This window comes from Bacillus sp. FSL K6-4563 (genome assembly GCF_038630405.1).
In the GTDB taxonomy this organism is placed as follows: domain Bacteria; phylum Bacillota; class Bacilli; order Bacillales; family Bacillaceae; genus Bacillus; species Bacillus pumilus.
In genome coordinates, this window is the sequence record NZ_CP152030.1 from 2,165,623 (window position 1) to 2,186,390 (window position 20,768).

Annotated in this window: 21 protein-coding genes and 1 other annotated feature; of the genes, 10 read left to right on the top strand and 11 right to left on the bottom strand. The window is 41.9% G+C overall.

Features of this window, described 5'->3' with window-relative positions; genetic code table 11:
- Nucleotides 1-13: 13 nt before the first annotated feature.
- The 3 genes from MHH54_RS10825 to MHH54_RS10835 form a co-directional block, all read right to left on the bottom strand.
- A complete protein-coding gene (locus MHH54_RS10825; protein ID WP_003215654.1) occupies nt 14-1,276 on the bottom strand; it encodes a tetratricopeptide repeat protein in 1,263 nt (420 codons plus the stop codon).
- Between the two features lie 305 nt (nt 1,277-1,581).
- Nucleotides 1,582-1,821 carry a YqkC family protein gene (locus MHH54_RS10830; RefSeq protein ID WP_003215790.1) on the bottom strand — a complete coding sequence of 80 codons (240 nt, stop codon included), beginning with the start codon at nt 1,819-1,821 and terminating at the stop codon, nt 1,582-1,584.
- Between the two features lie 12 nt (nt 1,822-1,833).
- Nucleotides 1,834-2,160, bottom strand: coding sequence for an iron-sulfur cluster biosynthesis family protein (locus tag MHH54_RS10835; RefSeq protein ID WP_003215572.1), 327 nt, complete (start codon nt 2,158-2,160; stop codon nt 1,834-1,836).
- A gap of 212 nt (nt 2,161-2,372) precedes the next feature.
- Here MHH54_RS10835 and MHH54_RS10840 point away from each other — a divergent pair, with 212 nt between their 5' ends.
- Nucleotides 2,373-3,080 carry an expansin EXLX1 family cellulose-binding protein gene (locus MHH54_RS10840; RefSeq protein WP_044141052.1) on the top strand — a complete coding sequence of 236 codons (708 nt, stop codon included), beginning with the start codon at nt 2,373-2,375 and terminating at the stop codon, nt 3,078-3,080.
- Between the two features lie 17 nt (nt 3,081-3,097).
- On the opposite strand, the gene MHH54_RS10845 is transcribed toward MHH54_RS10840, so the two are convergent.
- On the bottom strand, nt 3,098-4,072 hold the full coding sequence (locus MHH54_RS10845; protein WP_226803646.1) for a GNAT family N-acetyltransferase: 975 nt from the start codon (nt 4,070-4,072) through the stop codon (nt 3,098-3,100).
- Entirely contained in the window at nt 4,069-4,548 is a 480-nt protein-coding gene (locus MHH54_RS10850) for a GNAT family N-acetyltransferase (RefSeq protein ID WP_034620502.1), read from the bottom strand. Before MHH54_RS10850 ends, MHH54_RS10845 begins: the two co-directional genes overlap by 4 nt.
- Before the next feature lie 277 nt (nt 4,549-4,825).
- On the opposite strand from MHH54_RS10850, the gene MHH54_RS10855 reads away from it, so the two are divergent.
- The 4 genes from MHH54_RS10855 (at nt 4,826) to MHH54_RS10870 (ending at nt 8,442) form a co-directional block, all read left to right on the top strand.
- Entirely contained in the window at nt 4,826-5,275 is a 450-nt protein-coding gene (locus tag MHH54_RS10855) for a YfmQ family protein (protein ID WP_003216110.1), read from the top strand.
- A gap of 150 nt (nt 5,276-5,425) precedes the next feature.
- Entirely contained in the window at nt 5,426-6,658 is a 1,233-nt protein-coding gene (locus tag MHH54_RS10860; protein ID WP_106028734.1) for a DNA polymerase IV, read from the top strand.
- A 15-nt stretch (nt 6,659-6,673) separates the two neighbouring features.
- A complete protein-coding gene (locus tag MHH54_RS10865; RefSeq protein ID WP_003215746.1) occupies nt 6,674-7,018 on the top strand; it encodes a YolD-like family protein in 345 nt (114 codons plus the stop codon).
- A 188-nt stretch (nt 7,019-7,206) separates the two neighbouring features.
- Nucleotides 7,207-8,442, top strand: a complete 1,236-nt coding sequence (locus tag MHH54_RS10870; protein ID WP_342500250.1) for an MFS transporter — start codon at nt 7,207-7,209, stop codon at nt 8,440-8,442.
- A gap of 30 nt (nt 8,443-8,472) precedes the next feature.
- Here the strand turns inward: MHH54_RS10870 and coaA are convergent, their stop codons facing one another.
- On the bottom strand, nt 8,473-9,432 hold the full coding sequence (coaA, locus tag MHH54_RS10875; RefSeq protein ID WP_034620396.1) for a type I pantothenate kinase: 960 nt from the start codon (nt 9,430-9,432) through the stop codon (nt 8,473-8,475).
- Nucleotides 9,433-9,618: 186 nt separating this feature from the next.
- Here coaA and MHH54_RS10880 point away from each other — a divergent pair, with 186 nt between their 5' ends.
- On the top strand, nt 9,619-10,947 hold the full coding sequence (locus MHH54_RS10880) for a CoA-disulfide reductase (protein ID WP_106035398.1): 1,329 nt from the start codon (nt 9,619-9,621) through the stop codon (nt 10,945-10,947).
- Between the two features lie 65 nt (nt 10,948-11,012).
- Here MHH54_RS10880 and MHH54_RS10885 read toward each other — a convergent pair whose 3' ends face one another.
- Together MHH54_RS10885 and MHH54_RS10890 are read right to left on the bottom strand one after the other, a co-directional pair.
- The gene (locus tag MHH54_RS10885) at nt 11,013-11,789 is read right to left on the bottom strand and encodes an SDR family oxidoreductase (protein WP_003215960.1); all 777 of its coding nucleotides are present in this window, start codon (nt 11,787-11,789) and stop codon (nt 11,013-11,015) included.
- Between the two features lie 12 nt (nt 11,790-11,801).
- Nucleotides 11,802-12,752, bottom strand: a complete 951-nt coding sequence (locus tag MHH54_RS10890) for an MBL fold metallo-hydrolase (protein ID WP_003215775.1) — start codon at nt 12,750-12,752, stop codon at nt 11,802-11,804.
- A 169-nt stretch (nt 12,753-12,921) separates the two neighbouring features.
- Nucleotides 12,922-13,133 (top strand) — a binding site (T-box leader).
- A 41-nt stretch (nt 13,134-13,174) separates the two neighbouring features.
- Here MHH54_RS10890 and proC point away from each other — a divergent pair.
- Together proC and MHH54_RS10900 are read left to right on the top strand one after the other, a co-directional pair.
- On the top strand, nt 13,175-14,002 hold the full coding sequence (gene proC, locus MHH54_RS10895) for a pyrroline-5-carboxylate reductase (protein WP_003215459.1): 828 nt from the start codon (nt 13,175-13,177) through the stop codon (nt 14,000-14,002).
- Nucleotides 14,003-14,155: 153 nt separating this feature from the next.
- Nucleotides 14,156-14,428 (top strand): antimicrobial peptide LCI, encoded by a 273-nt coding sequence (locus MHH54_RS10900; protein WP_003216093.1) that lies wholly within the window; start codon nt 14,156-14,158, stop codon nt 14,426-14,428.
- A 156-nt stretch (nt 14,429-14,584) separates the two neighbouring features.
- Here MHH54_RS10900 and MHH54_RS10905 read toward each other — a convergent pair whose 3' ends face one another.
- Nucleotides 14,585-16,198 carry a M20/M25/M40 family metallo-hydrolase gene (locus MHH54_RS10905; RefSeq protein ID WP_003215941.1) on the bottom strand — a complete coding sequence of 538 codons (1,614 nt, stop codon included), beginning with the start codon at nt 16,196-16,198 and terminating at the stop codon, nt 14,585-14,587.
- 140 nt (nt 16,199-16,338) lie between these two features.
- Between MHH54_RS10905 and namA the strand changes: the two genes are divergently transcribed.
- Together namA and MHH54_RS10915 are read left to right on the top strand one after the other, a co-directional pair.
- Nucleotides 16,339-17,355: an NADPH dehydrogenase NamA gene (gene namA, locus MHH54_RS10910; protein ID WP_003215738.1), complete on the top strand. Its 1,017-nt coding sequence runs from the start codon at nt 16,339-16,341 to the stop codon at nt 17,353-17,355.
- Between the two features lie 119 nt (nt 17,356-17,474).
- Nucleotides 17,475-18,239 (top strand): alpha/beta hydrolase, encoded by a 765-nt coding sequence (locus MHH54_RS10915; protein ID WP_003216052.1) that lies wholly within the window; start codon nt 17,475-17,477, stop codon nt 18,237-18,239.
- Nucleotides 18,240-18,283: 44 nt separating this feature from the next.
- Here MHH54_RS10915 and MHH54_RS10920 read toward each other — a convergent pair whose 3' ends face one another.
- Together MHH54_RS10920 and rnz are read right to left on the bottom strand one after the other, a co-directional pair.
- Complete coding sequence (locus MHH54_RS10920) at nt 18,284-19,591, bottom strand: aminotransferase class I/II-fold pyridoxal phosphate-dependent enzyme (protein ID WP_342500251.1); 1,308 nt, start codon at nt 19,589-19,591, stop codon at nt 18,284-18,286.
- Nucleotides 19,592-19,730: 139 nt separating this feature from the next.
- On the bottom strand, nt 19,731-20,660 hold the full coding sequence (rnz, locus tag MHH54_RS10925) for a ribonuclease Z (RefSeq protein WP_003216125.1): 930 nt from the start codon (nt 20,658-20,660) through the stop codon (nt 19,731-19,733).
- Between the last annotated feature and the right edge of the window lie 108 nt (nt 20,661-20,768).

Genomic DNA, 20,768 nt, shown 5'->3' on the forward strand with positions numbered 1-20,768 from the left:
TCCTCTTTTTGAGCTAACTTATGCGATAGTCACTACTGTTGTATGGTGTCTGCCCGCCAGTTCCATATGACTCTCTTCCGATTGCTGCTGACTCATGACCGATAATCCTGCAGTTGCTGCCAATAAAAGAACTATCAAACTCGTTTTCATATAAATGACCCCCATTTTGAATTTTTGATATGGCTTGAATCTTCCGTTCGTAAAACCGTGTCGATGCTTCATACAGTCCAAGCTCATTGTAATAATGAGCCGCATCAAGTGCCAATTCCTCAATGTCTGGGTATAAGCGCTTGTCCTCGAGCAGGTCTAATGTATCGTCTATGATCGTTATTTCTGCATCAACGTATAATGCTTTTAAGAACTGAAATTTGCAGATGTAAATTTCATCTTCTAATTCACAGGCTTTCATAATACCTTTTTGATAGAGGGTTAACGACTCTTCTATTTGTTTTTGTTTAAACAGGATTTGGGTGAGCATAAATAGTGGGTCTAGAGAGCGATTAAGATGGGTTAAATTCTCCTTTTCAAACACTTCAAGAGAGTCTTTCAGATAACGGCTTGCTTCCGCAAGATCGTTCATTTGGTAATAACAGTTACCTAAGTTGAAAAGGGCCGAACCTATGACTCGAGGGTTTCCAATCGATCGTGCTCGATTTAGAGCATTTTTAAAGTAGGGCAATGCATGTTCATAGCATTTCAAATCATCATAGTTTGCACCGATGACAAATTCACAGTGGATGATTCTCAGCGTGTACGTTCTGTAGGCAGAGTACGTATTTAACGCTTGCAAGGCATAGTGCATCGAAAAGTGGGTTTGTTTCATGTGGTAGTATATTTCAGCTAATTTAAAGTAAAATTCTGCTCTTTCTATATCATCTGATATGAGATTGAGCTTTTTTTCTGCTGAACGGTAATAGGCAATGGCACTTAAATAGTTTTGCTGTTCAAACTCAAACATTCCTGTGAAAAAATGAACATAGTATTCAAGCATGTCCGTTAATTTCGTTTGCGAATGTTCGATCGTTTCTAGCAGGTTTTTAATTTCTTCATCATTTGAGGCTTTCTTTGCCGGTTCAAAATATTCAAGCATCACCTTATGGCGAAAATCCATCAGCTGGTAAAACAGCAACAAGTTTTGATCTTGCTCCATCTCCAGAATTTCCTGCTCGATCTCGGCCTTCAGCTTCTCTGCTTTCATGACATGAAATCCGCAAATCTGCCTATACCATTCGTTTATTTTAATTCCAACCTGAGGCGATGACAGCTTGAGCTTCAATTCACTTTAGCACCTCCCTTCTCATATACGATACATGTTGTATTCTATCATATTTCCTCGAATGGAAGAAATATGAAATGTCATTTTTCGCAAAGTTTTCGGTATCCCGCAATAACCGCTTCCATTGCCTATTTTTCGGCATTTATATCCACGATTTTTTCATGTCTATTTTTCTCGTTTTGTCGAATTGGTTGTTATAAAACAGTTTTTTTGCGTTGCAAAAGATCATTTTTCAGATTAGACGTTCCCAGTTGTTTAATGAGATGATGAAGACACGAAAAAAACCCTTTTGTCAAAAAGGGCTTTTATAATACATCTGTTACCTGTTCCATATTCTCTTTGATCCAATTGACAGCTAATTCGAGCGTTGGGAATTCTTCCGTTTCAAATGTGACTTCATCCTGAAGAAGCCAAACATCCTTTTTCACCGAATCCATTCCACCTATTGACCAGTGCAAAAGGGTATAGGGATGATTGTTATTTAAAAACGACACCCATGTTTTATTTTGTGCCGTGTTTTGTATCACTCTAAGCTTCTGATCCACTACGTTTCCACCTTACTTTACAAGTATGCCCATTCTTGGACTGAGTATTTGCTGAGGACTTTTCAGCATCAATGTATTGGCTTTTTCATTAAAATCGATGGTCATTTCCTCATCAAAAAATACCTTCTGTGCAATGTGTATATATAGTTTTAAATGTTGGCTATTTTTAAGTTGTTCCCATTCACCTGTTCTTTCACTTGTTAACCAAAGCATTGGTACGCCACTCACTGCACAGCCACAACCTTCTGAATCGTAGCGAAGCAGTAATTCCTTAGTTTCGTTTCCTGTTTGCTGTTTTTCTATATATGTTTTAGCCTGTTCTGTGATGTGAATATACATGGCGAACATCCTTTTTAAATTGATGCTTACATTGTAACACATAAAACACCATAAAACATGACACACGACTAAATCCGAAAGTCATATTCTTTGAAATACACGCTCTTCTCACTATGATTATATCTATCTATTGGCTCTTTTTGCTTCTTGTTTTTTAGAATTATACTTATGACGCTACCAATTTTTAAAGAATAAACAGGAGGTTTTAGATCGTGAAAAAAAGATTATCTCTCTGCTTCATCGGGGCACTGATATTGATGTTGAGTTTCGCTGTGCCAAACATGAAAGCGGCATCTGTCCTTGATGAAGTACGAGAAAGCTATGCAACTTATACGGGATCTGGTTACTCAGGGGGCGCCGCATTATTAGATCCTATTCCATCTGACATGAAAATTACGGCTTTAAATCCCCATGACTATAACTATAAAGGGATAAATGCGGCACTTGCAGGGGCTTACCTTGAAGTAAAGGGTCCAAAAGGAAAAACCGTTGTGTATGTAACCGATAAATATCCAGAAGGAGCGAAAGGAGCTCTTGATCTTTCTCATAATGCCTTTGCCAAAATCGGCAATATGGCAGATGGGAAAATCCCAATTAGTTGGAAAATTGTAAAAGCACCGATTAGCGGAAATGTAGTTTACAGAATAAAAGAAGGTAGCAGTAAGTGGTGGGCTGCGATTCAAGTGCGCAATCATAAATATCCGATTATGAAAATGGAATATTACAAAGATGGACAATGGGTGAACATGGAAAAGACAGACTACAACCATTTCCTTGGATTTAATATGGGGTCTAAATCTCTTCCTGTTCGAATCACAGATATCCGCGGGGTCATCGTAAAGGATAAATTACCCGCTCTTCCATCTACTGCTGCTTCACAGGCCTATACTGTAAAAGGCAATGTTCAGCTTCCTAATTAACGAGGAAAAGAGGTAGCTTATTTAAGAGCTTCCTCTCCTCCTTCTCTATCCCAGCGATATGCCTCATTTTCTATTACTTTTATGATTTCATTCTTTCCTGCCATATAGCTTTGTATATCTTCCCGATACTGATTTGCTAATTGTTCCTTGACAGACGCATACGCTACAGCTCGTTCTGGATGGGCCCTTAAGTAATCTCGAAACAATAAATGCGTTTTCACATCAGGATGATTTCTCTCATAAATATGGACATGATGCGTACGATTCAAGCCACCCTTTTGAAAAAAACGTCTCCCTTTTATGCCATTTTCACCGAGCGCTTGATATCCAAGATGTTCAAAGCTCTCTCTTTTTCTATCGATCTCTTTTATATGACTTACTTCTATTAAGATATCAATAATGGGTTTGGCAACAAGTCCTTCAACTGACGTACTACCAATATGATGTCCTTCTATCCAGCTCTTTTGAATGATTTGCTTGAGTCGCTGCTTTTCTTGATGGAATTCTTCATGCCATTCTTTTTTGAATTCGACAACCTCAACCTTTCGCCTCGGTGTCCATTTCATTTTTGATAAGGTGAGCTCTTTTGCAACATGAATCACATTTGTTTCAACAAATCCTAACTTTTCGTATAGCCTTTTTGCAGGGGTGTTTTTTTGCCCAGTGGTCAGTTCTATAGGGACATTTTTCTCCATAATTGTAGACATAAGTCTTGTTCCAATACCCTGCTTTAGCGCTTTTGGATGTACAGCCAATCGACTAATGATCAAATAATCTTTCTGCTCTTCATAAGAGGCAACACCTAGTAAGATTCCCTTTTGCTCAAAACCAATAAATTGCTCTTTTGCTTTCATTACATCTTGAATGGTCTCTTTTAATGGCGGAAGATCGGCATAGCCAATTTGTTCAGCTTCTTGTTGGTATGCAGCTAGTTGAATATGTAAGATCTGCTTTGCTACATCTCCTATTGTTTGATCTAAATTGACAATCATGACATCGCCTCTAACTTTTTCACAAATAAAACACGGTCTTCATTTATTCCTTCATATTCTGAAAACACGGAGATTCCTTCTACAGTTTTATCCCCTTTTTCAATTTGAAAGCCCAATTTTGCATGATAGGCAATTGATACTTTATTTACAGGTGCTGTTACCACTTTAATGGTTGTTCTTCCTTCCTGTTTTGCCACATCATAAAAGGCTTGATACAGCATTTTTCCGATCTTTAATTTCCGGTGATCTGGATGTACCCCAACAAAGTGAATATACGCTTCATCTGAACGAGATTGCGATAAAAAACCGACTAAAAAGCCAATCAGTTCACCTTTTTCAACGACGACAAAACTTGTTTGCTGAAAATGTTCAAAAAATAGCTTCGGCAATGTTGCGCGCAAATCTTTACCTCCCCACCAGCTTTGGATGACGGATGTGACGGCGTAAAAATCTGACGGCTTCACTTGACGTATCATGATGACCTCGCCCCTTTTCATTTTTGGCTTACCGCTCTCTTTTTTTACAAAAAACTGTTGTTTCAATAGTCTACCTGTCCGATTAATTGTTTGTAAAGATTACGTGGCAGCCTTTTTTCCTTTCAGCTTTGTTGATTTCGTTCTTTCGCCGTCATCTCCTTGTAAATCTTCACACTTATTTCAAAAAGTTCACTTTTTGTGCGAAAGTTTCATTCTTTTGGTATGTTAAGATGGTTCATATAGGAAATGTAACAAATGTTTATTGGAGATGATGATATTGGTTTGGATTGTTACTTCACTTGTTGTGTTTAGTCTTTTAAAGCTTCTTGTCACTTCGCTACCTTCTGGTGTTGTGGAACGCCTTTTTAGTCGTTATGCAGTGCATGCAAAAGTAACAAGTGATCAAACAACGATCATGTTTGAAGATCGTCCGCTCAATGATCAACAAACATCTGAAATTATTCAACATTTTAATGATGCGATCTTTATTGAACGCTATTATATTTATCCTGGTGATGAAGAGCGCTTTCTTCATCCGCAGGAAGGGCCGGCGCCTCTTACCATGCAAACAAAGCTTGGCAAGCATGATGTGACCCTTTATCTGTATCATTACGATGACCACGTGGATGTGGTGCGGCAGTTTACACATAAGCCTAAGAAAAAACTGATGGCCTATCGTTTGCGTTCTGAGCCCCTCCAAACATCCTACAACTTGGCACATGCTTAAAATATGTTGCATCAAATGAGACGAAGTGTCTTCCACTTCGTCTTTTTTTGTATGGATTTATACTCTTTTCTTTGAATGATTTACCAGTATCAATTTCGCCTCCTGACGGTTAAAATAGAAACAGAACATACGTTCTAAGAGGTGAAAATAATGAATGAACGAGCCATTCTGCTTGTGGATATGCAATCGTTTTATGCGTCAGTCGAAAAAGTGGAGGCTCCCCACTTGAAGGATGTGCCGCTCATCGTCTCTGGAGATCCTGAGCGGCGGAGCGGAGTCGTACTTGCCGCCTGCCCGCTCGCTAAAAAACGGGGCGTTCAAAATGCATCCAGATTATGGGAAGCGCAGGAGAAATGCCCTGAAGCTGTCGTCGTACGCCCTCGTATGCAGCGCTATCTTGATATCTCTGTCATGATCACAGAGCTGCTTGAACAATACACAGATCTTGTCGAACCATATTCAATTGATGAACAATTTCTCGATATTACAGGCAGCCTGACACTACTCGGTTCTCCCCGTGAGATCGCTCAAAATATACAAACAACCATTATGAACCAGACGGGTATTTACGCACGTGTTGGCATCGGTCCTAATAAAGTGCTCGCTAAAATGGCCTGTGACCATTTTGCTAAAAAAAACACATCTGGCATTTATGAACTTCGCGCAGACAGTGTTGCGACTGATTTATGGCCGCTTCCGATTGGAAAATTATTTGGCGTTGGTAAACGAATGGAGCACCATTTAAAACGAATGGGCATCAGTACCATTGGGACGCTTGCTGCTTATCCGTTAGACCGGCTTAAAAAACGCTGGGGAATCAACGGAGAGCTTTTGCAGCGAACAGCTTTAGGACATGATCCCTCTCCGGTCACCGTTCACACACATAATGAGCAAAAAGCGGTGGGACATCATATGACTCTCCCCCATGATTATGCGTCTTTTGAGGATATCAAAGTCGCTCTTCTTGAATTGAGCGAAGAGGTGGCAAGACGTGCACGCTTTAAGCATTATCTTGGGCAAACAGTGTCTGTTGGCGTGAGAGGCGCTGATTTTTCTCACCCGACCGGATTTCATAGACAAATCAAGCTTCATTCACCTACACAGTACGGGACAGATATTGCAGAGGCAGCCATTCAGCTATGCCAGCAGCACTGGGATGGTCAGCCCATTCGCAGTGTCGGTATTACTCTCTCACAGCTGCAGTCTGACAGCCAGTATCAGCTAACTTTATTTGATCATCATGTTCAAAAAGACAAACTCAGCAAAGTATTTGATGCGATCCACATAAAGTATGGACCTGCTGCCCTGCTGCACGCTTCGTCACTGACAAGCGCAGGGCAGGCGTATCACCGCGCCGAAAAAATTGGCGGACATTACAAATAACGGAGGCGAACAGCCATGAATCCCAATAAATTAACACCTGGATACAACCTCATGTGGGAATCAAGCCGAATGATGCTTCCAGAGCACCGGGAGCAGCTGCTTGCTCAAAAACGGCAGAAAAAAAAATACACCCCTCCCCCGCTGAGCACCGATCAACTGGAAGAAATGAATTTTTTGATCACACAGTCGATTACTGAGGATCAAGCGATTTGCGTGACATATGCCGCAGCAGGTAGAAAAGAGCAGTTTTGGGGCTGGGTCAAAGCCATTCATTATGAAACGCAGCGCATAAAAATCGTCAATGATGAAGATGTTCTCAACCTGTCCTTGCAGCAAATCGTCGCGATCGACCTTGATTAAATGGGGTCAAATGACCGCGCGAATCAGTGGCATAAAAGCACCGGCAGAAAAAAGCACGCGTCTCCAAATACGAGCCAATCAAACTTCTCTGCCATATGGCGGATGTCCCCTCCATCAAATTGTGTATTTAATTTGCACAATTTTTCATGTATGATTGGAACATCTTACAAACTCAGGGGAGAAACAGCATGAAAAATAACTTACGTACGCTACATCCGCTTAGTTGGACGATCATCATCGGCACCATATTTGGCCGAATGGCGACGTCCATGAGCATTCCTTTTTTGGCCGTTTATTTAACACAAGTCAAAGGCGCCTCAGCTTCTTCTGCTGGATTAATCATTGCCGTTAGCTCTCTGATTGGGATCGTTGCGAGTTTTTACGGTGGATATATTTCTGATCGTATCGGAAGAAAAAAGGTAATGCTTCTATCAATCTTCGGTTGGACACTTGTCTTTGTTGGTTTTGCATTTGCAGATGCCATTTGGGTCTTCTTTATCATGAACGCTTTAAACGGACTGTGCCGGGCACTATTTGAACCAACATCTAAGGCGCTCTTATCTGATGTCACCCCGTCAAGTATTCGGTTGTTTATGTTTAATTTACGATATACAGCCATTAACATAGGGGTCATCTTCGGTCCGCTGCTTGGCTTATATCTCGGGTCATCGAAAACAACCTTTCCATTTCTCGTCGCTGCCTTCATTTATTTGTTATACGGATTAACGCTGGCCTGGCAATTTCAGAAACATCCAGTTGCTGCTCCAGAAAACACGAAACAAATTGGGGTCAAAAAAGCCCTTTCCATTATCCAAAAAGATACGGTCTTTAGCATTATCCTCATCGGCGTTACCTTATGTTCGTTCGGGTATTCGCATTTGAGCTCAACGCTGCCTCAATATTTATCCGCTTCGCCTATGATTGAGGATGGTCCGAAACTGTTTGGATACCTTTTATCTTTAAATGCAGTTGTTGTCATTGTCGTACAATATCCGCTCATCATGATCGCCAAACGCTACTCCACCATTTTGTCGCTCACCACTGGGAATATTCTTCTTGCGGGCAGTTTGTTTGCCATTGCTTTTTCACAGAGTCTCGGCATGCTTGCTTTCATCATTGTCGTGTTTACAATTGGGGAGGTTCTGCTGTTTGCGATGATGGATCTATTTGTAGACAATGTGGCAAAGCCAGAAGTAAAGGGGTCGTACTTTGGCGCGATGGGATTTTCTCAGCTCGGCAGCGTCATCGGACCATTTGTCGGCGGACTATGCATTGACTATTTTGGCGCAGCCCATCCCTTCTCCATTTTTTCAGTCTTGTCGATCATCACCATCGCAGGTGTTCCGTTCCTACTCATTGGATACTACCGCCTGAAAAAGCGATCCGCAGCTGCCATCGCTGTGAAAGTCAGTGGAGATCATTAAAAAAACCGCTCACGTTTGAGCGGTTTTTCTTTATACTCGGCGGATAGCAATCTCTTCCACCTTATGCTGATCACCTTTTTTCAAAATGAGATCAGCTCGATATTTTGTCGGTAAAATATTTTGATATAAATTAGGGCGATTGACGGTATTCCAAATTGTGCTTGCCATGTGATCTGCCTCTTCATCCGTCAAATCTTTGTATTGATGAAAGAAGGATTCAGGATCTTGGAAAGCTGTTTCCCTCAGCAAACGGAACCGTTCTTTATACCATGATTGAATTTGCGTTTCAGCAGCATCTACATAAATCGAAAAATCAAAGAAATCTGATACAAACACACGCGGTTCATCCTTCAGATCATCCAGCGCTGGGGATTGCAGCACATTGATTCCTTCAATAATAACAATATCGGCATCCTCCACCGTTTCATACACACCATCAAGCCGGTCATAGGTCAGATGCGAATATACCGGGGCATGCACAGTTTGTTTCCCTGATTTTAATTCGTTTAAAAAAGACAACAAGGCTTTGACATCATAGCTTTCTGGGAAGCCTTTCTTTTCCATGAGTCCTCGATCCTTTAATTCTTTTTGAGGATACAAAAAGCCATCGGTTGTCACAAGACTCACTTTCAGTCCATCTCCAAGCCTCGATAAAAGCGTTTCGATGATACGGGCCGTTGTGCTTTTCCCGACAGCCACACTTCCAGCAATCCCAATTAGAAAAGGAATTTTCGCATGATGTGGGTAGTTTAAAAAGGCATTCACATGCTGATTTTTTTGTTTTTCTGCAAAGACATGCAATGTCAGAAAACGAATAAGTGGTATGTAAATATCCTGAACTTCTTCAAGGGATAAATAGTCATTTAATCCTTGAAGTGCTCTTGCTTCCTCTTCTGAAACAGATACCGGCATATATTCTCCAAGAGCAGACCAAGCCTCTCTTGTATGACGTGTATATAAAGTATTAAAATCTAGTCGCGTGTCACTCAAAGTCTTTCCCACCAATCTTCACTAAACTCGTAACCAAAAAGACGATAATCCGATTGTAGCTTAAAATGAAGGCGCTGTCTTTATTTTTCCACTAAAGTTTGCTTCTTTTGCGAAAAAAGCATTAAAAAAAGGAAAATGAGGGTAAATAAGAGTATTCAGTTCGATAGATAGAAGGGAGCACACCAAATGAAATATATGATCATTGGCGGAGATGCAGCAGGAATGAGCTGTGCTATGCAAATATATCGAGAGGATCCAGATGCACATATTGTCGCTTTTGAAAAAGGAGAGATTTTCTCATATGGACAGTGCGGCCTCCCCTACTTGATCGGCGGTCTCATTGATCACCACAGCAAGCTGATTGCACGCAGCGCTGAAACATTTCGCGACAAATATGGAATTGATGCTCGATGCTTACACGAAGTGACCTCCATTGATCCAAAGCAAAAAACGGTGTCAGGTCATCATACGAAAACAAAAGCATCCTTTACCGAAAGCTATGACCGCCTCTTAATTGCGACAGGAGCAAGCCCTGTTAAACTGGATTTAAACAATCAGCCGCTAGAAGGCGTACACGTATTAAAAACCATTCCGCATGCGCTGTCCATTTTAGACCACTTAAAACAAGATATCACACATGTCACCATTATCGGCGGTGGATATATCGGCTTAGAGCTGGCTGAAAATTTAAAGGAACTAGGAAAAAATGTACTTATTATTCAGCGGGGTTCAACACTTGGTCCGGGCTTTGACCCCGATATGGCAAAGCACCTGAAAGAAGAGGCGGGTGCCCAAGGCATTCACGTGACACTCGGGGAAACCGTGCAGACATTAGAGGGCGAATCACATGTCACAGCTGTTCAAACAGACAAACAAACCATAAAAACAGATATGGTCATCATGGCCATCGGCGTCATCCCGCAAACCTCTTTTTTAGACAAAACAGGAATCAAACGGCTTTCAAATGGCGCCATTGTTGTAAATGAATACATGCAAACCAATGTAAAAGACATCTATGCTGCCGGGGATTGCGCAGCCACTTATCACCGCATCAAACAATCACTTGATTATATCCCGCTCGGCACAACGGCGAATAAACAAGGAAGAATCGCTGGTTTTCATATGACGGGAACAAACCGGGCGTTTCAAGGCGTGACTGGAACAGCAGTGATGAAATTTATGAGCGTGACAGCGGGACGAACGGGCTTATCAGAAAAGGAGGCACAAGCAGCTGACATTCCTTTTTCCTCCATCACCATTGACAGTACGGATCACGCTGGATATTATCCAGATGCGCAGAAAATGAAAATCAAACTGATTTACAGAAGTGATGACTACACCTTGCTCGGTGCCCAAATCATCGGAAGAAACGGTGTAGATAAACGGATCGATGTGATGGCAACTGCTCTTTACCAACAGCTAACCATGACAGATCTTGAAGATTTAGATATTAGCTATGCACCGCCTTTTAACAGTGTGTGGGACCCGCTTCAGCAAGCAGCAAGGCGGAGATAAAAAGACGGTCACAATGGCAGCTTACTTCAAAAAAAAGAAACCAGTTCACAACCGGTTTCTTTTTTTTATTTTTTCATCATCGCTTTGCGTGCTACTTTTTCAAATAAAAATGGGAATAATTGATACAATTTACTGCCAGCGTTCATCCATCCAGGCAGATTAATCTCTCTTTTTTTCGTCATCATAGCGGATACGACCTTCTCAGCCACCTTGTCCGCACTAAGCATCATGAATTCCACATTCTTCACATATTCACCGCTGCGATCGGCGATGGTAAAGAAGTCAGTGGCAATCGGGCCTGGATTCACTGTGGTGACGTGAATGCCGATGTCTGACAGCTCCATTCTGAGGCTGTTTGAAAAGCCAAGGACGGCATGCTTGGATGCGGAATAAATGGCTGATTTCGGGGTGGCAATCTTTCCTGCCTGAGAGGCAATATTGATAATATGTCCATGTCCTCTTTGTTTCATCTCTGGAATGACCTTTTTCGTGCAAGCGATTAAACCAAACACGTTTACTTCAAACATCGACACCATTTCCTCAATGGACGCATCTTCAACGAGATCGAACGCACCGAAACCGGCATTGTTAACCAAAATATCAACAGCCCCCACTTCTTCATATGCGCGATCAATGTCCTCAATGTGACTGACATCTAGCTCCACGATGTGACACACTCCGCCAGCACTCATAATCTTTTCTTTTACACCCGTCAGCTTTTCAATTCGTCTTGCTGAAATCATGATCTCTGCGCCTTCTTCTGCTGCCAAATACGCCATTTTTTCACCAATGCCACCAGATGCGCCAGTAATCCATATTCTCTTTCCTGTTAATCGCCCCATGCGTTTCACTCCTTAGTTTGCCCTGTAGTAGAGAATTCCATCTTTTTGCACTTCTTCAATTTGTCCAGCCTCTAAGAGGACATCAAGCTGCCCAACTGTCTCTGACATCGTTAAAAATAAGGCCTCTTCGTACAGCACTGGAAATAGCTTGCGGCAAAGATGAAAGGCAGTCATTTCTTTTCGTTTGAGTAGCTGATACATCGTATTTGCCCGTTTTTCTTGTTTCTTAAATCTTTCTTCGATTAATTCATGATGAGACGTGATGAGCAGCCCGTGTCCTGGATAAATCGTCTTGATCGGCAGATGCAGTAATCGATTGAGTGATGCTTTATATTGAAGCAGCGATTTTTGGCGCTCCTCCCCTTCATACGGCGCTTCCATTAACGGGTTTGAGGAAATAGTCGTCAAAAGTAGGTCTCCACCAATGAAATGGCCCGTTGTTTCATCTAGAAAGGAAAGATGAGATTGTGCATGTCCCGGTGTTTCCATCACAAAGAAGTGTTCATGCCCTTTCAATCGATCGCCTTCTTTGATGACGTCATCTACATGTGCAGTACAAGAATATGTATAAGATTGCTTCACGATTCTTTCACACTCACCTCGGCGAAGCGGCACACCTAACTGCTGAAAAAATCGTTCCATAAAAGCAATTTGACGCTCTTTAAACACAGGGTCCTGGCTAATATACGGCTCATTTAACTCATGTCCGATCACACGGACATGAGGTTTCATCAGATTTAAAAGACCGACATGATCTGCATGATGATGGGTCAACACCACTTGATCAATATCGTCTATTGATAAACGATGCTCCTGTAATTGCGTGACAAAGGCGTGCTCCGCCTCTTCTGTCATCGGCCCGCAGTCTACTAAGGTCACAGCTTCTCCTTTTAAAATATATGCATGTACATCTCCAACAGCAAATGGTGTCGGGATGGATAATTGAATGATGTCTTCTTTCACTTTTTTATGTCATCTCCTGCTTTTTGACTCATGGTTCATTGTAACTCCGTCTTCTTTATTCATTGTATCCTGCAAAGGGCAGACTGTCATGCGGTTTAGGCGGTCAATTTTTTTATCTGTCCCTATTGACACAAACTTGTCCATCGTTGCATAATGAACAACAAATATAAAATGCGTGATGACAAGGATTAGTAAGCAAAATAATGATGCAAGAGAGTGAGGTCCGCCGGCTGTAAGACCTCACCATCCTCTTATTTGCTGAACCTGCCCTTTGAGCTGTTAGGCAAACCTAAACGTTTCCCGCGTTAAGGGACTAGAGCTGAGTATGCATATTTGCATGCTAATTGAGGGTGGTACCGCGAAAAACCTTTCGTCCTTTTCAGGCGAGAGGTTTTTTTATTTTCTACAAGGAGGAGCAGCTTATGAGTAAAATTGGATTTATTGGTGCAGGCTCAATGGCAGAGTCGATGATGAAAGGTTTATTAAAAAGTGGCATCATGTCAAATGAAGATATTATTGTCACAAATAAAACGAATGAAAAACGTCTAGAAGAATTAAAGGTGCGTTATGGGGTCAAAACGGATTTCTCTCGTTCTTTTATTTATGAAGAAGCGGATATTCTCGTATTTGCTTTAAAACCGAAAGATGCGGAAAGCGGGATATCTGAAGTGCGGCCTCATTTACAAGGGCAGCTGATCATTTCGATTTTAGCGGGCATCTCTATTGAAACGATTCAACACTATGCTGGCGAGAAGACTGCGGTGGTTCGCGCGATGCCAAATACATCAGCCGCCATTCAGCAATCAGCAACAGGCATTGCCGTCAGTCAAGAAGTGACAGAGGATCAAAAGAAAAAAGCAATCGAGCTGTTTGAAACGATCGGTCATGTGACGGTATTGGATGAATCACAGCTGAATGCTGTTACAGCTATTGCAGGAAGCGGTCCAGCCTTTATTTATCATTTGATTGAAGGAATGGAGCGAGGCGCTTCGGAACTTGGGATGGACCAAGCAACAGCGAAGCTGCTCATCTGCCAAATGATTGCGGGCGCCGCAAACATGCTTCAAAGCAGCGGTAAAGAACCTGCTGAACTGCGCAAAGAAATCACAAGTGAAGGCGGAACGACAGAAGCCGGCCTGAACACACTTGCTGCCTATCAATTTGAAGAAGCCGTTGTCGATTGTGTCAAAACCGCAACAAAACGCGCAGCAGAATTAAACGAAATGTTTTCAGCAAGCACGTATAAATGATAGAGAAAAGCACCTGTTTTGATGACAGGTGCTTTTTATTTTTATCTAACGAGTGATTTTTCACAAATAATTAACAAATATTAACAAGGGATATATTACCTAATGCAGAATTACTTATATGTACCACAAAAATGAGGAAGAGGAGTGTTTTAAATGAAATTAGTTAAGGTTCTTACTGGATCCGCATTGTCACTCGCTTTACTTTTTTCCGCAGCACCTGCATTTGCTACAAGTGCACATTCTAACGCAAAGGATGTCCACGTTACAAGTGATTTTAAAGCTCAACTTTACACATGGGATATTACCAACAATACTGGTATTTTTGCCAATTCGTTCGAACAAGATGGGATTAAATGGTATATAAAAGGCATCACTAAAAATTCTGATGGAACTTGGACAGCTCATTATGAGGGTAGACGAGTATAATTCTAACTGGGAGCCTACGGCTCCCCTTACTATTTTAAAGTAATAAAACATTCTTCCCCCCTTCTTCTTTTCTCATTAACCTTCATTTACTCTACATCCTTCACTCAAAGCACATAAGCTTTCAAAGACTCTAGAAACCTCATACATAAACAAGACTTATTTTTTCTCTAACAAAGCATGAATCGCTGATTCTAGTAATTCTGGCAAAATGCCGAATGAGAACGGGATGTGCAGCCGCTCTGTCCATTTGTGCGGGTCCTTTCCTAATGGGCCCACGTTAATAACTGGAACGTAAAGTGCTCCCTTTTCTCCTTCCGGTAAAGAATAGCCTTTCTGGTAAAGCGGCATATTGGTCGTGTAATGACCTACTTCCTGTTTTTCGAGCTGTAAGTAACTTAAATCAGATAATCCCGGGAAATATTTCACTTCTTCTATTTCAAGTCCATAACTCTTCTTTGCCTCTATTTGAATCCTCTTTAAGGTTGCTTGGATATGCGGATCTTCCGTTGAGGAAACCGCAGGATAAAATGGTGGACTATAAAATAGAACAATGAGCGGCCCTTCTTCCTTACAAAGCGTCGTCAGCTCAGAGACGATTTTGGTTGAAAAATCACGATCTCCAAGCTCACCTCGATTGGCGAACGCATAGTTCACAATGCGTTCAACCTCCTGTTTACCTGATCGTTCAGCAGCTTTTTGATACAGCTCATGATACGTGAGAACGGTAATCCTCGTATCAATCGGTGTAAAAGGTTTAAAGCGCTGAAATTCTGCTGTTTTTTGTTTAAGATCAGCTTCGATTTGGTCTGCTGCTTGTTTCGCCGTGTGATAAAGAAGTCCGTGCAGTTCTTCACTTGAACGATTCATCATCAGCACATTAAATAAAGAAACAGCTGTGTGAGGTGTTTGAACGGAATAGGCTTCTTTTAAATCCTTTTGCATTAAGTTGGTTGGGGGCGGCGTGACTTCACCATCTACTTCCTCACAATAATCACTATTCAGCTCTAACAGCCGATTTAATGCAGATACCATAAAATTCGCATTTAAGCCTGAGAACGGCTCTCCTACATGTGTTTCAATTCCTTTGCAGAAAAATCCGGCCAGCACCTTCCCTATACTGCCTGTATACATATAATAATGTTCATCACCTGGATACTTTTCAAACATAGGCTCACTGTTTAAGCACGCGGTATAGTCAAGGTCATGCTTTTCCTTAAGCTCCTTTAGTTTTGGAACAGCTTCAAGCATTCCTTGAGAATTCACTTCTTCATCCGGGACTGTGACGAGTAGGACATTTCCATCAAATGTCTCTGCCATAGCTCTTTCCAGCATGGACAGCTGTACAGTAAGACCTGCCTTCATATCCATGGCACCTCTTCCAAACAACCAGTCACCTGAAGCTAGATCTTCTCTTGCTCTTTTTGGGAGAAGCGCACTTTTTTGAGAAAATGACGCCATTAACTCCTCTGGCTTGCATGCCATGTTTTGAAATTCACCGTAATCTTCTGTATCAACAACATCGAAATGACTAAGCAGCAAAACGGTACGAGAAAGAGAACTGCGCTTTACAAGCGCCGTTAAATAATACCGGCCATCTTTCATCGGATGCAAAGCCAAATGATCAGGATTCTGCTTGTAATAAGGCCGCTCCCTCAGTAAATAATATAAATATTCAGCTAACGCCACTTCTCCAGTTGTACCCGATATGCTTTCATACTGCATAAGAGCTGTGAGCAGTTCCTTTCGTTCACTCTCTGTTTGCCATTTCATTCGTTCTCCCCCTTTGCTTTCTCTATTTCTCCATTATACAAAAACGTGTATAAAAGCTATATTCTTTGAGCACCTTTTATGACGAAAGTTTGAATGGCTGTTATAATCGGCTATACAATTCTATGAGGAGGCGAAGGTATTTGGAAACAAAACTCTTTTCACCTTGGACATTAAAAGGTGTTACGCTGAAAAACCGCATCGTGATGTCCCCAATGTGTATGTATTCATCCTATGATCGTGATGGGAAATTACAGCCTTTCCACTTTACACATTATATTTCCCGTGCCCAAGGTCAAGCTGGCCTGATCATGATGGAGGCAAGTGCCGTTTCCCCCGAGGGAAGAATTAGTGATCAAGACCTCGGGATTTGGAGTGATGAGCACATTGAAGGCTTCGCTTCATTAAACGAACAAATCAAAGCATACGGAACCAAGACAGCCATCCAGCTGGCTCATGCAGGACGTAAAGCTGAACTAGATGGTGACATCCTGGCACCATCTAGCATTCCATTTGACGAACAGTCTAAAATCCCTGCCCAGATGTCCGTCGATCAAATCAAAGATACCGTTCAGGCGTTTCAGGATGCAGCTGTCCGGGCAAAAAAAGCCGGCTTTGACATCATTGAAATTCATGGGGCGCATGGCTATTTGATTAATGAATTTCTTTCACCGCTGGCGAACCACCGAACAGATGATTATGGCGGTTCACCAGAGAACCGTTATCGTTTCTTAAAAGAAGTCGTCGATGCAGTCAATGAAGTATGGAACGGACCATTATTTGTCCGTGTGTCTGCCTCTGACTACACGACAAAAGGACTTGATATTGCCGATTATATAGGCGTTGCTACATGGCTGAAGGAACAAGGTGTCGACTTAATCGATGTCAGCTCAGGCGCTGTCGTACAGGCAAAAATCAGCACATTCCCTGGCTACCAAGTGACCTTCGCAGAAAAAATCAAAGAAGGTGCCGGTATTCAAACAGGTGCTGTCGGTCTGATCACATCTGGTGTACAGGCTGAGGAGATTTTACGAAATCAACGTGCAGACTTAATTTTTATAGGCAGAGAATTTTTACGGGATCCATACTTCCCAAAAACAGCTGCCCAAGAGCTTCGTACATCCATCGAAGGCCCGCGTCAATATGACCGCGCTTGGTAAAAATGCATAGGAAAAAGGTGTCTATTTTTTGAAATAGGCATCTTTTTTGATTTTAAGAGAAACATATCTGCCTTTTGTGCCGTCTTTTAGCTAAAGAACCACTTAGAGGAGATGGAAGAATGAACTCGGCAATGATTGAAAGAATGTATCATATAGATGGACATCATTTTTATACAAAACATCGTCAGGGCAAAAGGCAAGCCACCATTATCTTTGAAGCAGGCTACGGCATTTCGGGTGATACGTGGTCGAATATGGCCCGTGATATTGATCCTGAGCTTGGGGTTTTCTTATATGATCGATTAGGAAATGGAAAAAGCAGTGACAGTAGTGAAGGAAGAACATTGCATGATCTTGCAGATGATTTAGATGCACTGCTAGAAGAAGCCAATATTCAGCCGCCCTTTCTCATTGTGGCTCACTCATTTGGCTCTCTTGTCAGCCGGTTATGGGCAAGCCGCAGAGGAGATGAGGTCATTGGCATGGTGCTGTTAGACCCGGCAAGTGAGGAGCAAGAACAGGTCATCCTCCCTCTTTTATCAAAAGAAGAACGCACCTCATATATGGCGCAATTTACAGCAGAATGTACGCATGAGGACTTTCAGCAAATGCTCAGCACAATAAAAGAGGAACAAACCCATTATGGGATGATGCCGCTTCTTGTCATTTCATCAGGTAAGAGCCGATTGTTTCATCCAGCGCACGAGGCTTGGCTCAGACTTCATAAACGGATGCTGTCGTTGTCATCCCAAAGCGGATGGATTCAAGCGCAGAACAGCTCGCACTATATTCATCATGATGAACCGCATATTGTGCAGCTTGCAATCTATGATGTATGGTGCGCAGCCAAACAACCTGTTTCCTATTATCAAACAGCCAATTAAAAACAAAAACTCCTTGACTAGATCTACGTCAAGGAGTTTTTTCTTTATGCCGTTGGGGCTGACTGGCTTTTTTTAGACAGCAGCTTTTCAATGCTGACAAGCTGAACACATAATGTAAAGATGTCAATCGCTTGCTCTAGTTCTTCAAGTGATGGGAACGTTGGCGCAATGCGAATGTTACGATCAAGCGGGTCTTTTCCATAAGGATAAGTCGCGCCTGCACCTGTCATGGTCACACCAGCTTCTTTTGCCTTTTGCACAACAGCTTTTGCACAATGATCAAGCGTATTTAAACTAATAAAATATCCGCCATTTGGCTTGTGCCATTCTGCAATGTCCTTCCCGCCAAGTGTTTCATCAAGAATAGAAAGAACGAGGTCAAACTTTGGCTTAATGATCGCAGCATGTTTTCTCATATGTTCCTTCAAGCCTTCTGGATTCTTGAAGAAACGAAGGTGTCTTAATTGATTGATTTTGTCTGGTCCGATCGTTTGAATCGATAATTGTTTTTGAGTAAAGCTTAGATTATCCGGGCTAGATGCCATGAGTGCAATACCTGAGCCTGGGAATGTAATTTTAGAAGTAGACGCAAACATAAACACACGATTTGGGTGCCCTGCTTCCTCTACTGCTTGAAAAATATCTTTTAACGTATCAGGCGTATCAGTTAGGTGATGGACTGCGTATGCATCATCCCAAAAAATGCGGAAGTCGTCTGCTTTTGTTTTCATCGAAGCAAGGCGGTCAACCACCTCATCTGAATACGTAATGCCATCTGGGTTGCTATATTTTGGTACACACCAAATGCCTTTAATCGCTTCATCTTCTGCGACCAATTTTTCGACCTGATCCATATCAGGTCCATCAGCCTTCATATCTACCGTGATCATCTCTATGTTAAATAGCTCACAAATGGAAAAGTGACGGTCATATCCTGGGCTTGGTGCAAGGAATTTTACCTTTGGCAGCTTTCCCCAAGGTGTTTTGCTGTCATATACGCCGTGGGTCATGGCACGGGCAATGGTATCATGCATCATATTAAGGCTGGAATTACCGCCGATGATGATTTGTTCTGGCTTCAGATTGAGTACATCTGCAAAAAATGTCTTCGTTTCAGGAAGCCCTGTCAAACCGCCATAGTTACGCACATCTGTGCCATCTTCAGCCGTCATCGCATCCTTTGATGTCACAACATCGAGCATGCCCATAGACAAATCGAGCTGTTTTGGTGAAGGTTTTCCTCTTGACATGTCTAAGTTTAAGTTTTTACTTTTATACGTTTCGTATTCATTTTGTAGTGCTGCATATAGGTCATTTAATTCTGCTTCACTTAACGCTGTAAAACCGCTCATCTTTGATTGTGCCTCCCGTATTCTTCATAGTTTCATTCGTCATTTGTTTTTTCTTCACCATTTTACCACTACCTGAAAAAGAGAGTCATTATAAATATCAAAAAAATCACACAACTTTTTTTGACGATTCATCCAATTTTTACAGGGTGCGGTCAATGGAAAAAGAAGAGAAATCCTGCGCAGCTTCTGTCAGCGGGAATATATCGCGGGCCTCTTTCAATAGTTGTTTTAGTGCCTCTTCTCCTTGGTAACGTGCACTAATATGGGTCAAAATTAATCTTTTTGCGCCTGCTTCCTGCGCTGTTTTCGCTGCTTGTTCTGTTGTGCTGTGATAATAATTGTAGGCTAGATCAGCATCTTCTTTACCGAATGTTGCTTCATGGACTAACACATCCGCATCCTTGGCAAGCCTTGTTATATTCTCGCATAAACGGGTATCTCCTGAAAATGCAACGATTCTCCCTTTTTTAGGGGGTTCCAAATAATCGGTTCCATCAATGATTCTTCCATCTTCGAGTGTCACGGTTTCCCCATTTTTTAACTTCTGATACAAAGGTCCAGGTTTTACACCGATTTCTTTTAGGTCTTCGGCTTTTAATGCACCTGGTACATCTTTTTCCACTACCCGATAGCCGTAAGCTGGAATACCGTGAGATACTCGTCTTGCTTCTACTTGAAAGGTATCATCTTCAAATACGATCCCTTCATCTATCTCTATAATATGCAGCGGATATGTCAAATGCGTTTGTGTAGCTGAAAGTGCTGCGCTCACAAACGCTTTGATACCCTTAGGTCCATAGATCGTTAGTTCATCCTCTCCGCCTTGGAAGGATCTGCTGCCGAGCAGTCCTGGGAGACCGTATACATGATCACCATGCATATGAGTGATAAATATTTTCTCAATTTTTCTCGGTTTAATCGTTGTATGTAATATTTGATGCTGCGTCGCTTCTCCGCAATCAAAAAGCCACACTGCTTTTCTTTCTTCTAAAAGCTTTAGCGCAGTGCAAGTGACGTTTCTAGTTTTCGCAGGAATGCCTGCACCAGTTCCTAAAAAGAGCAGTTCCATTACTTTTCCTCCTAAAGCCGGTATACAATATCTTTATTCATATAGAATACATGAAGACAAGGTAAATGTGAATTCAGCGGAATTTTCGAAAAAAGTCAAACGAGAGCA